This window comes from Peribacillus sp. FW305-BF15 (assembly GCF_058783805.1).
On the sequence record NZ_JBYSYV010000003.1, the window covers coordinates 1 to 14,387 of the forward strand.

Annotated in this window: 10 protein-coding genes; 3 read left to right on the plus strand and 7 right to left on the minus strand. The window is 44.2% G+C overall.

Features of this window, described 5'->3' with window-relative positions; genetic code table 11:
- The 5 genes from AC3WLU_RS03370 to AC3WLU_RS03390 form a co-directional block, all read right to left on the minus strand.
- On the minus strand, window positions 1-185 hold a 185-nt coding region (locus AC3WLU_RS03370), incomplete at its 3' end, for a helix-turn-helix domain-containing protein (protein ID WP_202315714.1).
- Between the two features lie 330 nt (window positions 186-515).
- Complete coding sequence (gene uvrA, locus AC3WLU_RS03375) at window positions 516-3,395, minus strand: excinuclease ABC subunit UvrA (RefSeq protein ID WP_492596817.1); 2,880 nt, start codon at window positions 3,393-3,395, stop codon at window positions 516-518.
- A gap of 6 nt (window positions 3,396-3,401) precedes the next feature.
- Entirely contained in the window at window positions 3,402-5,387 is a 1,986-nt protein-coding gene (gene uvrB, locus AC3WLU_RS03380) for an excinuclease ABC subunit UvrB (protein ID WP_063577569.1), read from the minus strand.
- 219 nt (window positions 5,388-5,606) lie between these two features.
- Window positions 5,607-5,837 carry a CsbA family protein gene (locus AC3WLU_RS03385; protein WP_034309928.1) on the minus strand — a complete coding sequence of 77 codons (231 nt, stop codon included), beginning with the start codon at window positions 5,835-5,837 and terminating at the stop codon, window positions 5,607-5,609.
- 190 nt (window positions 5,838-6,027) lie between these two features.
- Window positions 6,028-7,611 (minus strand): catalase, encoded by a 1,584-nt coding sequence (locus AC3WLU_RS03390; protein ID WP_095679256.1) that lies wholly within the window; start codon window positions 7,609-7,611, stop codon window positions 6,028-6,030.
- 291 nt (window positions 7,612-7,902) lie between these two features.
- On the opposite strand from AC3WLU_RS03390, the gene AC3WLU_RS03395 reads away from it, so the two are divergent.
- Window positions 7,903-10,089 carry an MMPL family transporter gene (locus tag AC3WLU_RS03395; RefSeq protein WP_492596889.1) on the plus strand — a complete coding sequence of 729 codons (2,187 nt, stop codon included), beginning with the start codon at window positions 7,903-7,905 and terminating at the stop codon, window positions 10,087-10,089.
- 406 nt (window positions 10,090-10,495) lie between these two features.
- A complete protein-coding gene (locus tag AC3WLU_RS03400) occupies window positions 10,496-11,029 on the plus strand; it encodes a YceI family protein (RefSeq protein WP_053536834.1) in 534 nt (177 codons plus the stop codon).
- Window positions 11,030-11,085: 56 nt separating this feature from the next.
- Here AC3WLU_RS03400 and AC3WLU_RS03405 read toward each other — a convergent pair whose 3' ends face one another.
- Together AC3WLU_RS03405 and AC3WLU_RS03410 are read right to left on the minus strand one after the other, a co-directional pair.
- Window positions 11,086-12,141: a FecCD family ABC transporter permease gene (locus AC3WLU_RS03405; RefSeq protein WP_492596818.1), complete on the minus strand. Its 1,056-nt coding sequence runs from the start codon at window positions 12,139-12,141 to the stop codon at window positions 11,086-11,088.
- Window positions 12,138-13,142, minus strand: a complete 1,005-nt coding sequence (locus AC3WLU_RS03410; RefSeq protein WP_057278124.1) for a FecCD family ABC transporter permease — start codon at window positions 13,140-13,142, stop codon at window positions 12,138-12,140. The genes AC3WLU_RS03405 and AC3WLU_RS03410 overlap by 4 nt, the downstream gene beginning before the upstream one ends.
- Before the next feature lie 190 nt (window positions 13,143-13,332).
- Between AC3WLU_RS03410 and AC3WLU_RS03415 the strand changes: the two genes are divergently transcribed.
- Window positions 13,333-14,322, plus strand: a complete 990-nt coding sequence (locus AC3WLU_RS03415) for an ABC transporter substrate-binding protein (RefSeq protein WP_057278125.1) — start codon at window positions 13,333-13,335, stop codon at window positions 14,320-14,322.
- Window positions 14,323-14,387: the final 65 nt, after the last annotated feature.

The following is a 14,387-nucleotide window of genomic DNA, read 5'->3' on the forward strand; positions in this document are numbered from 1 at the left end:
TCCGTAGAATAACTTGTATAGGATTTCTTAAATCCATCGGCTCCTTGAATTTGGTATAAACGAACCCATCCTTGAATCATTTGATACGAAACTTCAAATATTTTTTGAAGATCCATATAGCTGTGCTTTCCTTCAAGGTAAAGTCGTGTAATGAATATTTTCTGTTCGGCAGAAAAATTAGCCATAAAAAACACCCCGTAAATGTTAGTTTGGTGTCTAACATTTACGGGGCAGTTCAAGTTTGGCTGCAGTTTTTTATTTTAAAAAGGTTCCAGTTGATTTCAGAAATCCGCTCCCTTTCCGCCGACCGTCTGCCAAGTCTCCTCGCCTAGCGGCTGCGGTGTCTCGGCTAGCCAGTAATTCGGCAGGAGTGTCGCAAATTTCTTCCATCTATTAAGGATTACTGTAAAAAACCATTAAGGAAAATCTAGTCTTGGTTTAAAATCATGGTTCGGCATTAGACCGTTCCGAACCCTTTTTGTCTAAAACCTTAATAAGCCTGATGGCTTGTTCTTTTAAGCATGTTCATGCTCTGTTTCTTTTTCTTCAATCCAATTTTCCATACGAATTTGATCACGGGTAAGTACAGGTTTTAAGTATTTTCCCGTATACGATTCGGAAACTTCACATATTTTTTCAGGTGTTCCATAAGTGACGATCGTACCGCCCTTATCTCCGCCTTCCGGTCCCAGGTCAATAATATGGTCCGCTGTCTTGATGACATCCAGATTATGTTCGATCACCAAAACTGTATCCCCATTGTCAACCAGCCGCTGAAGCACCTGGAGCAGCCTTGCTATATCGTGGACATGAAGTCCGGTAGTCGGTTCATCCAAGATATAAAATGAGCGCCCAGTGGAACGGCGATGCAATTCAGAAGCGAGTTTCACCCTTTGCGCTTCACCGCCTGATAAAGTGGTGGCAGGCTGTCCAAGCTTGATGTAACCCAAACCAACGTCATAAATCGTCTGTAGCTTCCGTTTGATTTTTGGGATATTTTCAAAGAAACTTACGCCTTCCTCGACTGTCATATCGAGGATGTCGGATATATTTTTCCCTTTATATTTCACTTCAAGTGTTTCCCGGTTATAACGCTTACCATGACAGATTTCACATGGGACATATACATCTGGGAGAAAATGCATTTCAATCTTGATAATGCCATCACCTCGGCATGCTTCACAGCGGCCGCCCTTCACATTGAAACTGAACCTGCCTTTTTTATAACCGCGTATCTTCGCTTCATTAGTCGAGGCAAATACGTCACGAACATCATCGAATACACCCGTATAGGTAGCTGGATTCGATCGTGGGGTCCTGCCAATTGGTGATTGGTCAATATCAATGACTTTATCTAAATGCTCAACTCCCTTAATCTCGCGGAAATCACCTGGTCTGGCTTTTGCCCGATTCAGCTTTTGAGCCAAAGATTTATGGAGGATTTCATTCACTAATGTACTTTTCCCTGATCCAGATACTCCTGTAACGGCTGTAAAGACCCCAAGTGGGAATTTCACATTAACGTTTTTCAGATTATTTTCCTTGGCACCTTTTATCTCAATGACACGGCCATCATTTTTCCGGCGTTCTAATGGCAATGGAATGAATTTCTTCCCTGCCAAATATTGACCCGTTAAGGATTTAGGATCATTCATGACCTCTTCCGGAGTACCGGCGGCCACTATTTCCCCTCCATGCGCTCCGGCTCCTGGACCAACATCAATCAAATAATCCGCAGCAATCATCGTATCTTCATCATGCTCGACAACAATCAGGGTGTTCCCGATTTCGCGCATATTCTTCAATGTTTCGATCAAACGGTCGTTATCCCTCTGATGCAGCCCTATCGAAGGTTCATCCAAAATATAAAGGACTCCCGTTAAACGGGAACCGATCTGCGTCGCCAATCTTATACGCTGCGCTTCACCGCCGGATAATGTTCCCGCTGCCCTGCTCAACGTCAAATATTCCAAACCTACATTAGCCAGGAAACCGAGCCGCTCACGAATTTCACGTAAAATCAATCTCGCAATTGCCGCTTCCTTTTCAGTCAAATCAAGCTCATCGAAAAATACTAATGCATCTTCTACTGATAAAGCTGTCGTTTCACTTATATGGACCCCTTGAATGAGCACGGAAAGACTCTCTTTCTTCAAACGGTGACCCTTACAGGTTGGACAGTGATGTTCTGACATGTATTTCTGCATTTGCTCACGAATATAGTCTGAACTCGTCTCCTTGAAGCGCCTTTCGATGTTTCTTAAAACTCCTTCAAATGGAATATATCCTTCTTGCACTCTTCCAAAATCATTTTTATAACGGAAATATATCTTATCTTTACCTGAACCAAGCAAGACCTTATCCATCTTCTCTTCCGGTAAATCTTTAACGGGCACATCCATATCTATTCCATAATGGTTGGCTACCGCTTCAAGGAGCTGAGGATAATATTGAGAACTCGTCGGCTCCCATGGCGCAATCGCATGTTGACGGAGGCTTAATTCGTTATTCGGGACGACGAGATCACGGTCCACCTCAAGCCTCGCCCCCAAGCCATCACAATCCGGACAGGCCCCGAACGGGCTATTGAAGGAAAACATCCTCGGCTCTAACTCTTCAATCGAAAATCCGCAGTATGGACAAGCATGATGTTCACTGAAAAGCAGCTCTTCCTCACCCATTACGTCAATGATGACTTTGCCTTCACCAAGCTGTAAAGCACTTTCCAATGAATCTGCAAGCCTGGCCATGATCCCCTCTTTAATGACGATCCGGTCAATGATGACTTCAATCGAATGTTTCTTATTTTTTTCGAGAGTGATTTCCTCACTGAGATCATGCATTTCCCCGTTCACACGAATGCGGACATAACCTTGTTTCTTAACATCCTCCAAAACCTTCGCATGTGTCCCTTTTCTGCCTGAGACGAGCGGTGCCAATACTTGAAGCTTGGTTCTCTCAGGGTAATCAAGAATGCGGTCCACCATTTGTTCGATCGTTTGTGAGGTTATTTCAATATTATGGATCGGACAGGTCGGCCTGCCGACCCGTGCAAATAACAGCCTTAAATAATCATAGATCTCCGTAACAGTCCCTACAGTTGAACGAGGATTCCGACTGGTCGTTTTCTGGTCTATGGAAATGGCTGGTGACAAACCTTCGATCGCATCGACATCCGGTTTATCCACTTGGCCTAAGAATTGACGAGCATAAGCGGACAGTGATTCCACATAACGTCTTTGCCCTTCTGCATAAATCGTATCAAAAGCCAAGGAAGACTTTCCAGATCCGGATAATCCGGTAAGCACAACAAGTTTATCTCTCGGTATCGTGATATCAATATTCTTTAAATTGTTGGCCCTGGCGCCTTTTATCACAATTTTATCCATTGCCATGTTTCGTCACCCTTCCGCTTTTAACTCTAGTAATAAATCACGCAGCTCGGCAGCTCGCTCGAAGTCCAGTGCCTTTGCCGCTTCCTTCATTTCTTTTTCCATGCTCGCCATCACTTTTAAACGCTCTTTTTTAGGGAGCTTCGCAAGGCTTGGTGCAAGATCTTCCTTATACTCTTCGCCTTCTTCGGCTACATGCGTCGCCCTTATGGAGTCACGGATATCCTTTTGAATGGTTTGAGGCAATATTCCATGCTCTTCATTATACTTCTCCTGGATTTCACGGCGCCGCCTCGTTTCATTGATGGCAATTTCCATCGAATTCGTGATGCGGTCTGCATACATGATGACATGGCCGTTGGCATTACGGGCTGCACGGCCCATCGTTTGAATAAGCGAACGTTCCGAGCGAAGGAACCCTTCCTTATCGGCATCCAAAATGGTCACTAACGACACTTCCGGAATATCCAGGCCTTCCCTTAAAAGGTTGATTCCAACGAGTACATCATATTTGCCCATTCGGAGTTCCCGGATGATTTCTATCCTTTCCAAGGTCTTCACTTCCGAATGAAGATATTGGACCTTGATGCCGATTTCCTTTAAGTAATCAGTTAAATCTTCAGACATCTTTTTCGTCAAGGTCGTTATGAGCACACGCTCGTTCTTTTTGACGCGCTCCTGTATTTCACCGATCAGATCATCTATCTGCCCTTCAATCGGCCGCACTTCTACCGTCGGATCCAGCAATCCGGTAGGACGGATGATTTGCTGAACCATTTCTGGTGTATGTTCGAGTTCATATGGTCCCGGAGTTGCCGAAACGAATATGGATTGATGGACCTTTTTTTCAAATTCTTCAAATCTTAGCGGGCGGTTATCTTTCGCAGACGGCAGACGGAAGCCATGGTCGACGAGCACTTGCTTCCGCGCCTGATCTCCATTGAACATTCCGCGGATTTGCGAAAGGGTTACATGTGATTCATCCACGACCAATAGGAAATCCTCTGGAAAGTAATCTATTAAAGTGTATGGTGTCGCACCTGAGGGACGAAGCGTCAAATGACGGGAATAGTTCTCGATCCCAGAACAAAAGCCCATTTCCCGCATCATTTCCAAATCATAGCGGGTCCGCTGCTCCAAGCGCTGTGCTTCAAGGAGCTTTTCATCTTCCCTTAATTCCTTCAGTCTCTCTTCCAGTTCCGTTTCGATATTTTGAATGGCTATCCGCATTTTCTCTTCGCGGGTTACGAAGTGGGAAGCCGGGAAAATGGCGATATGTTCCCGTTCACCGGTAATTTCACCGGTCAGGGCATCGACTTCACGGATACGGTCGATCTCATCCCCGAAGAACTCGACCCGTACACAATGTTCATCACGGGAGGCCGGGAAAATTTCGACGACGTCGCCGCGAACGCGGAAGGTCCCCCGTTGGAAAGCAATATCATTCCTCTCATATTGAATATCCACGAGTCTGTGCAGCAAGGCATTCCGGTCTATTTCCATGCCAGTTCGGAGGGAAACGACCATCTCCCGGTACTCTTCAGGAGAACCGAGTCCATATATGCACGAAACACTGGCAATGATGATGACATCTTTCCTTTCGAACAAAGATGATGTGGCCGAGTGACGCAGTTTATCGATTTCATCATTGATGCTTGCATCTTTTTCGATGAATGTATCCGTGGATGGAACATAAGCCTCTGGCTGGTAGTAATCATAATAGCTAACGAAGTATTCGACGGCATTATTAGGGAAGAACTCTTTGAACTCACTGTAAAGCTGCCCTGCCAACGTTTTATTGTGGGCAATGACAAGAGTCGGTTTATTGATCTTTTGGATCACATTGGAAACGGTGAACGTTTTCCCTGTACCCGTTGCCCCCAATAACGTCTGCATTTCCTTGCCTTCCTTAATCCCTTCGACCAGCATTTCAATTGCTGCCGGCTGATCTCCTTGAGGAGAGTATTTTGAGACTAACTCAAACTTATCTTTCACCAAGCATGGCCTCCTATTGAAATATTTTTATATGAAAACGGGACATGCCTATATCCCTTCTATTTATTCCGGTTTAATAAAGCATATATACACATTCTACCACAATAGCCTTAAAACAAACCAGCAATAAGCGAACATCCATTCGATTCTTGTTTTAATGAACTTCATGATGTGTTGAGGGGAATGACAAGTTTGAGTACAAAAAAAGCACCTTTGATGTCAGGCGCTCTTGGATGTACGTTTCATCATTCTTTTTGATAACCAAAATCCCACTGTCAGGGATAAGGCATCGACGATGATCAATAAGTTTGTATGCGTATAACCTTTATATGCGGAAGCTGTAATCAAGGCAACAGTTAAAACAAGGCCTACGACATTGTTATAGGTGACTCTTGAAAATAGCATGACAAGTAGACAAGGAAGGAAAAGGGCAGAAAGAATTTTAATCATTTTTTCATCTCCTTTATAAGAGAAAAATAGAGTAGTTTCAGTTTAAATGATTATGAAGTTTTTTGCCAATCAATTTCCTGCTTGATTTTAAAAAGGCATCCTTGGAAGAGCATCCACACATCCATTAATTATGCCCATAAAAAAAAGAGGCAAACCCCTTTATAAGGAAGTTTGCTTCTTTTCAGTTGAATCAATATGGATCCGCTCCATGTCCTTTTCTAACGGCGTCCTCAGGGTTATCCGTCCCACCCAGTGGTTTTGAAGATTCCGTATGTTCTGAGGCCGCGGCCAGTCCCTCTTTCAACCTGCGGCCATACTCTTCATCGGCCTCTTCGGCAAGTGCTATCATTTTTTCCTGAATGCGCTTGTCGGCAGGAGCCAATGCCGCCACTAAATTGGAAATTAAATCGTCTTTTTCCCAATCCTCGAATTCCCGGTACGTTTCCCCGGCCTGTTTCGTATTGTTTTGGCGATCGATTGTCTCACGGACAAGTTTCCCTTCCACCATAGGTGTATACTCTTTGCCCGTTTGATTGGCTTCCTTCAAGCCGCCGACAGTGGATGGTTCGTAGTTGATGTGGGGGCTTTGGCTGCCTCTGCCAACTTCATATTGCATCTGTCCGCCAGTCTGATTCGTGGCAGTTCGTTTCTTTGGAGCATTGATCGGCAGTTGCAAATAATTCGCGCCAACACGGTGACGCTGTGTATCGGAATAAGAGAATGTACGTCCCTGTAACATCTTGTCATCAGAAAAATCCAGTCCATCCACTAGGACACCGGTACCGAATGCAGCCTGTTCGACTTCAGTGAAATAGTCTTCAGGGTTTTTATTCAATACCATCGTACCGACATGCAGCCATGGGAACTCATCTTTCGGCCAGATTTTCGTATCATCCAGCGGATCGAAATCCAATTCAGGATGATCATCATCACTCATGATCTGTACGTTGAGATCCCATTCCGGATAGTCCCCGCGTTCGATCGCTTCATATAGATCCTGTGTGGCATGATTGAAATTCGTAGCTTGAATTTCATTGGCCTCTTGCTGCGTCAGGTTCTTGATCCCTTGTTTCGGTTCCCAATGATACTTGACGAGCACCGCTTTCCCTTCCTCATTCACCCATTTATAAGTATTGACCCCTGATCCTTGCATCATGCGGTAGTTAGCTGGGATGCCCCAAGGGGAAAACACAAAGGTAACCATATGGAATGTTTCAGGCGAACTCGAGCAAAAATCGAAAATCCTCCTGCCGTCCTGAATATTCGTGACCGGATCCGGTTTGAATGCATGAATCAAATCCGGGAATTTCATGGCATCACGGATAAAGAAAATTTTCAGGTTATTGCCTACAAGATCCCAGTTTCCATCTTCCGTATAAAATTTAACGGCAAATCCCCTTGGGTCACGTAACGTTTCCGGGGACGTCCCTCCATGAATAACAGATGAAAATCTCACGAATACCGGGGTTTTTTTACCTTCTTCCTGAAAAACCTTCGCTCTCGTATATTTTGAAATCGGCTCGTCCCCCGCTTTACCTGTCGGAACGAAATAACCATGCGCACCTGCACCACGGGCATGCACAACCCGTTCAGGGATGCGCTCCCTATCGAAGTGGCTGATCTTTTCCAGGAAATCATAGTTCTCAAGTGTACTAGGACCTCTGTTCCCTACAGTTCTTAGACTCTGGTTATTCGTTACCGGGTGCCCTTGCCTGTTCGTTAATGTTTCATTCGTTTCATCATTTGTTTTTTTGGATTTATCAGACAAAAAAATCCCTCCTTTGTTAATAAAGGCCACAATACTACTATACTTTCCCCCATTTCCTATATTTAACTCTTCAATCTTCAAAATTTAATTGAAATTAGGTAAATAAGTACTTTTCCCCTATATATCGATGAGCCTATTTTCATGCCATCAACGACTTGAAGAGTTTAGTAGTTGGAGTGAGCATACCCATTTTTGTATAAGTCAACATCACACCACTATAATGAAATGAGGATAAAAAATTCAAAAAGCGGGGTGCCTTCATTGGACGATTCAATAATAGGAAGACTTGGCAGGGTGATGACAGGAAAAACCAGTCGTTGGGTTGTCATTGCCGCATGGATAATTGCAGCAATCGCATTAACCTTCACATTGCCTGCCGTTAATGATCGAACAGCAAATAATGCCTCAGACTTGCCTGAAGACTCGCCTTCTGTCGTGGCTGATGAACTTATTAAAGAAGAGTTTCCAAATTCCTCTGGAATACCTGCCCTGCTTACATGGCATCGCGAAGGTGGACTGACAGAGGCCGACTTGGCTGAAATCCAGTATCTTTCCAAGGAACTGACAGATAATCCATTAACACAGCAATCTTTCTTACCGCCGCTTCATGAAATTCCGTTGCCTGCTCTTAAAGGATCGGTTTCAGAAGATGGAACGACTTTCGTGCAGCCGCTTTTCTTTAAAGAAAAGACCGAGACTGAAATTCTCGGAAAAAATCTTGAAAGCATTAATGAAGCAGTAACGGAGCGCATTGGAACGGACCCATTCAAAGTCCCGACCGATTCAGATGAATTATCCCTTCGAGTGACAGGCCCTGTAGGGATATCAGTCGATGCAACGGGTTTATTTTCAGGTGCTGATTTCAAATTGCTTTTAGCGACAGTAATACTTGTACTTGTCGTATTATTACTCATTTACCGCTCCCCGCTTTTAGCCATAATTCCTTTAATCGGAGTAGGCTTCGCCTATATTGTCACAAGCCCGATCCTTGGCTTCATGGCAGATCATGGTTGGATTACAGTCGATTCACAGGCCATTTCAATCATGACCGTATTATTATTCGGTGCCGGAACGGACTATTGCCTATTTTTAATTTCTCACTACAGAAGTGAATTAAGGAATTATGAAAGCAAACGGGAAGCCATGATCGCCGCATTTAAAGATTCATCAGGCGCCATTGCGATGAGCGGCCTAACGATCGTCATCTCCCTGCTAACATTGCTTGTAGCCAAATACGGAGCCTACCACCGTTTCGCTGTACCATTCAGCTTGTCGATTTTAATCATGATGCTGGCAGCTTTAACACTTGTACCTGCATTGCTTTCTGTATTCGGAAGGGCTTCCTTCTTCCCAATCGTCCCGCGTACACCTGAAATGGCAGAAGCACGGGCCAAGAAAAAGGGAAAAGCCGTCAAAAAGCTTAAAGAAGGCCGCATCGGTAACTGGATTGGCCATATCGTCACTACCAAGCCATGGACCGTCATTCTTACATGCCTGATCATCTTCAGTGTTTTAGCTGGATATTCTTCACAAATAAAATATTCATATGATATTCTCTCTTCCTTCCCTGAAGATATGAACTCCCGTGAAGGCTATTCTGTCATTTCCGACTCGTATTCACCAGGCGAACTGGCACCGGCGACAGTGGTTGTCGATACGGATGGTGAAGATATTGATTTAGCACCGGCATTAAAAGGGATGGATATTGTGGAAACTGTTGCCGATCCAGTCTCAAGTAAATCGAATAAAGATCTGCAATCCTATGAGGTGACATTCAACATCAACCCATATGATATCGAGGCCATAGATTCCATTCCGGAAATCCGCACAATGGCGGAGAAAGAATTGAAAGCCGCCAATATACCTTCCGTAGATGAAAAGGTTTGGGTTGGCGGGCAGACTGCGACTCAATTCGATAAAAGGGATACCGTCAAATCCGATGAATTCTTGATCATCCCGATCATCATCGTCCTGATTTCCCTGCTCCTTTTAGCCTACTTGCGATCTGTGACAGCCATGGTGTATTTAATGGGGACAGTCATTCTCTCATTCTTTGCAGCTATGGGGTTAGGTTGGATTATCCTGCACTATTTCTTGGGTGTCGATGCGATAGAGGGGACAATTCCACTTTATTCTTTCGTATTTCTGGTCGCACTTGGAGAAGATTATAATATTTTCATGGTTTCAAGCATTTGGCGTAAGAAAGAAACGATGCCAATCAAGCAGGCCATCAGAAAGGGCGTTGCCGAAACTAGCGGCGTCATCACCTCCGCCGGAATAATCTTGGCAGCCACTTTTTCCGTTCTAGCCACACTTCCGATTCAAGTATTGGTCCAATTCGGGCTCATTACCGCCCTTGGTGTGTTAATGGACACATTCATTGTGCGCCCGTTCCTTGTTCCTGCAATCACCTCCCTCCTTGGCCGCCGTGCTTTTTGGCCGGGTAAAGTGACCAATCAAGAAGAGAAAGAACAGGCCAATTAATAAAGATGTCCGCTTTACCCTTCTTCATTAAAAACCCTGTGCCCCATAAATGCACAGGGTTTGAGTTTGTAGACTACCTGAAATTTCAAAACAAAGTCGTTTGTAACGGAGGGTGCGAGACTCCTGCGGGAAAAGCGCGTCGAGGGGAGACCCCGCAGGCGCAAGGCGCCGAGGAGGCTTCCGGACCGCCCGCGGAAAGCGAGTGCCTGGAGTTGAAATCATCATTCGAGTTTGTCTACAGTCTGAAAACCCTGTGCCCCTTAAATGCACAGGGTTTTTCATGTTTTCAAAATTAAGGAAAACTTTCAGTTGACACTATTGCTTTCAGCTCTTATAATTACATTAAGTTAAGATATCTCAAATTAAAGATATATAAATTCAAGATTAATAATCAGGAGGAATAAATATGACAAATACAAAATGGATAGTCGACCCGACTCACAGTGCTATTGAATTTTCCGTAAAACATATGATGATCGCCAAAGTAAAAGGAAGTTTTAATAAGTTCGAGGCAAGCATTCTAGCAAACCCATCGGATCTAACGACTGCAGAGATTGATTTTACCGTTGATGTGGCCAGTATCGACACACGCAATGCAGACAGGGACAATCACTTACGTTCCGCTGACTTCTTTGATGTAGAAAAAAACCCAACATTAACATTCAAATCAACGAAAATCGTGAAAACGGATGAAGATGAATACGATGTAACTGGAAATGTGACTCTTAATGGAGTTACACAAGAAGAAACTTTCAGCATCACCTTCGAAGGCCAAGGGAAAGATCCATGGGGAAATGAAAAAGCAGGCTTCAGCGGAAAAGGGAAAGTCAAACGCAGTGATTATGGTCTAACCTATAACGCGGCATTAGAAACAGGCGGCGTACTGATCGGCGATCAAATCACGCTTACCATCGAAATCGAAGCAGCTAAAGAAGCTTAAAGAAATAAAGAAGCAGCCATCCCTAGGATGACTGCTTCTTTTTGCATTTACTGGAATTACGAATTCCTCGTTTTATATAGTAAATAAATGAAGTATGGTGCCCCGATGCTCGCTGTGAAGACACCAGCCGGTATTTCCAAAGGTGAGAATAAAGTCCGTCCAATCAAATCCGCCACCATAACCAGGATGCCGCCAAGCAAAGCCGAAGTCGGCAGTAACACTCCAAAACTAGAACCAACCAGCCTTCTTGCCATGTGCGGTGCCATTAATCCCACAAACCCTATTCCCCCGGCAAAAGCTGTGGAACCGCCAATCAAGGCCGTACTGATCATCAATAATGTAAACCGCTGTTTTTGGACATGCCCCCCAAGCCCCGTTGCCAGGTCATCGCCTAGCTCCTGTAAATTAATATTCCTGGCATACAGGAAGGCAATTAACAGGAATAGAATCGTCCATGGTGCCAGTACAGCGATATTATTCCAAGTGGAGGTGGACACTGACCCGGTGATCCAAAGGTTTGCCTGGCTCGCTTGATAGACTGGACCAAGAATCATCATCATCGTGGTGAGCGCCTTCATTAAAGCCATCACCCCAATCCCGATCAACACAAGCCTGATCGGGGGAACCCCATTTTTCCAGGCTAATGAATAAACGAGTAAGGCCACGACTGTCGCCCCAATGAATGCAGCTACCGGCAGCCAATTGATGCTCACCGTTAATGAATGGTTCTTATCGCTAAAAATGGCCAAGAATCCAACGACCGCTACAGTCGCTCCTCCCGTAATCCCCAAGATATCAGGCGAAGCAAGTGGGTTTCTAATCATCCCTTGAAGGATACCCCCAGCTACAGCAAGGCCCATCCCTACCAACAGGGCAACAATTATTCTAGGCAGGCGGAAAGATTGGATAATAAGCCGGTCGCTCTCCGTCCCCCCTCCGATAAAGACCTGGAGAACGCTTAGCGGATTTATATTCATTTCACCCACTCCAGTACTGATCACAAACACTAGTGAAGTGACTAAAAATAATATGAAAATCACGACCATGGCTTTTTTATCCATCAAGAATGATATTTTTTCATTAAACAAACGAAAGCTCTTATATGACTTCATCGACCGCTGAACCCCTTTCTAGCTATATAAATAAAGAATGGGGTCCCGATTATGGCTGTCATGACTCCAACCGGAACTTCGCGAGGCATCAGGATATACCTGGATATGACATCGGCTGCAATCAAAAGCACCGCCCCGAAAAGTCCAGAGAAGGGAATCAACCAGCGATGATCGATGCCAACTATAGAACGGGTAAGATGCGGAACGACGATTCCTATAAAGCCAATCGGACCCGCAACCGCTACTGATCCGCCAGAGAGCAGGATGATTGCCAGCCCAAGGACCAGTTTAAGGAATACTATATTCAGTCCAAGACCCTTTGCAACATCTTCACCCATGGATAACACATTCATTTTACCGGACATGATCAAGGCAAGGACCCAGCCTGCGGCAAGATAAGGCAGGACGGCAACTAAATTGTCCAGGCTTCTACCGGAAACGGATCCGGCAAGCCAGAATAGGACTTGCTCTAAAAGAGCCTCATTAGAAACAAGAAGACCTTGTGTAAGTGAGGCTACCATCGCCGTCATGGCTGCACCTGCCAATGTCAGCTTCATCGGTGTCAAGCCGCCGCGTCCCATGCTTCCAATCATAAATATGCTTATCGCGGCTATGGCGGCCCCTAGGAATGACAGCCATGTGAATACTTGAAGATTGCTTATCCCAAAAACGGTGACACCAGTGACCACCGCCAATCCCGCCCCGGCGTTGACTCCGAATATATCCGGGGAGGCGAGGGGGTTTTTAGTTAGCGTTTGCATCAAAACCCCGGAGATGGCTAAACTTGCACCGATGGCGGAAGCGATCAGGGCACGCGGAAGTCTGACTGATTGAATGACAATGTGCTCATTCGTCCCATTGAAATCGGTAAAAGCATCGATGGCCATTTTCCATGTTGTATCCGTATAACCGTATACAATGCTTGAGCACAGTAAAAACAGCAGCAAAAGAATGGTAATGAACAGCCCCATCCATTTCTGCCATGAATTTTTTAATAACATATCCAGTTACCTTTCCAATCACGTTTGTATATCAGTATTTAATTCAATTGTACTGGCGTTAACAGGACTATGTCAACGAATTTGAGAATCATTTTCAATTATATATTGACAGAAAAGTATATTCATTTTATGATGATGCTGTTAAGTGCGAATGATTATCATTTGCTGACAATTTGGGAGGGATACATAGATGTTTAGATTTAAGTCTTTATTAACGCTTTTTACAATATTTGCAGTCTTCCTTCTAGCAGCTTGCGGGAATTCGGATGAAAAGGCCGATGGAAATAAAGCTGAAGACAAGAAAGAGGAGAAAAGCTACACAATTAAGCATGCCATGGGCACTGCCGAGTTGAAAGAAACGCCTAAAAGAGTCGTCGTTTTAACAAATGAAGGTACTGAAGCATTGATCGCTTTAGGAATTAAACCTGTTGGTGCCGTTCAATCATGGCTTGGTGACCCTTGGTACGACCATATTAAAGATGATATGGATGGGGTCGAAGTTGTTGGTGTTGAACATGAAGTTAACTTAGAGAAAATCGCATCACTGAAGCCTGACTTGATTATCGGAAGCAAGATACGCCAAGAAGCTGTTTATGATAAATTAAATGCAATCGCCCCTACCGTTTTCTCGGAAACGCTAAGAGGAGATTGGAAAGAGAACTTCAAACTTTATGCAAAAGCCTTGAACCTTGAAGAAAAAGGTAACGATGTAATTGCGGAATTCGATAAAAATACTGAAGATCTTAAAGCTAAATTGGGTGATAAAGTAAATCAAGAAGTTTCCATTGTTCGTTTCATGGCTGGAACTACTCGTATTTATTACACAGATTCATTCTCTGGAGTGATTTTCGATCAATTAGGATTTAAACGTGCAGAACAACAGAAGGAACTTTTCACTGCAGATAATAAATTAGGCAACCTTGCCATTGAGGTTGGAAAAGAAGTCATCCCTAAAATGGATGGAGATATTCTCTTCTACTTCACCTACGCTCCTGAAGGCGACAAACAAGCCCTAAGCACAGCAAAAGAATGGACGAATGATCCACTTTGGAAAAACCTTGATGCAGTCAAAAACGGAAATGCCCATGAGGTCAGCGACGCAACATGGAATACAGCTGGCGGAGTAATTGCAGCTAATAAAATGCTGGAAGATATAGAAAAAATCATGCTTGAAAAGTAATAACACGTTTCCATTGAAAAAGGCCTTTCTCGATATAATTCGAGAAAGGCCTTTTATTTTATATC

Bases quoted from the DNA above. Each gene is read 5' to 3' on its own strand.
- uvrA (WP_492596817.1), bottom strand. From the start codon at position 3,395: ATGGCAATGGATAAAATTGTGATAAAAGGCGCCAGGGCCAACAATTTA.
- AC3WLU_RS03385 (WP_034309928.1), bottom strand. From the start codon at position 5,837: ATGATTAAAATTCTTTCTGCCCTTTTCCTTCCTTGTCTACTTGTCATG.
- AC3WLU_RS03395 (WP_492596889.1), top strand. From the start codon at position 7,903: ATGACAGGAAAAACCAGTCGTTGGGTTGTCATTGCCGCATGGATAATT.
- AC3WLU_RS03400 (WP_053536834.1), top strand. From the start codon at position 10,496: ATGACAAATACAAAATGGATAGTCGACCCGACTCACAGTGCTATTGAA.
- AC3WLU_RS03405 (WP_492596818.1), bottom strand. From the start codon at position 12,141: ATGAAGTCATATAAGAGCTTTCGTTTGTTTAATGAAAAAATATCATTC.
- AC3WLU_RS03410 (WP_057278124.1), bottom strand. From the start codon at position 13,142: ATGTTATTAAAAAATTCATGGCAGAAATGGATGGGGCTGTTCATTACC.
- AC3WLU_RS03415 (WP_057278125.1), top strand. From the start codon at position 13,333: ATGTTTAGATTTAAGTCTTTATTAACGCTTTTTACAATATTTGCAGTC.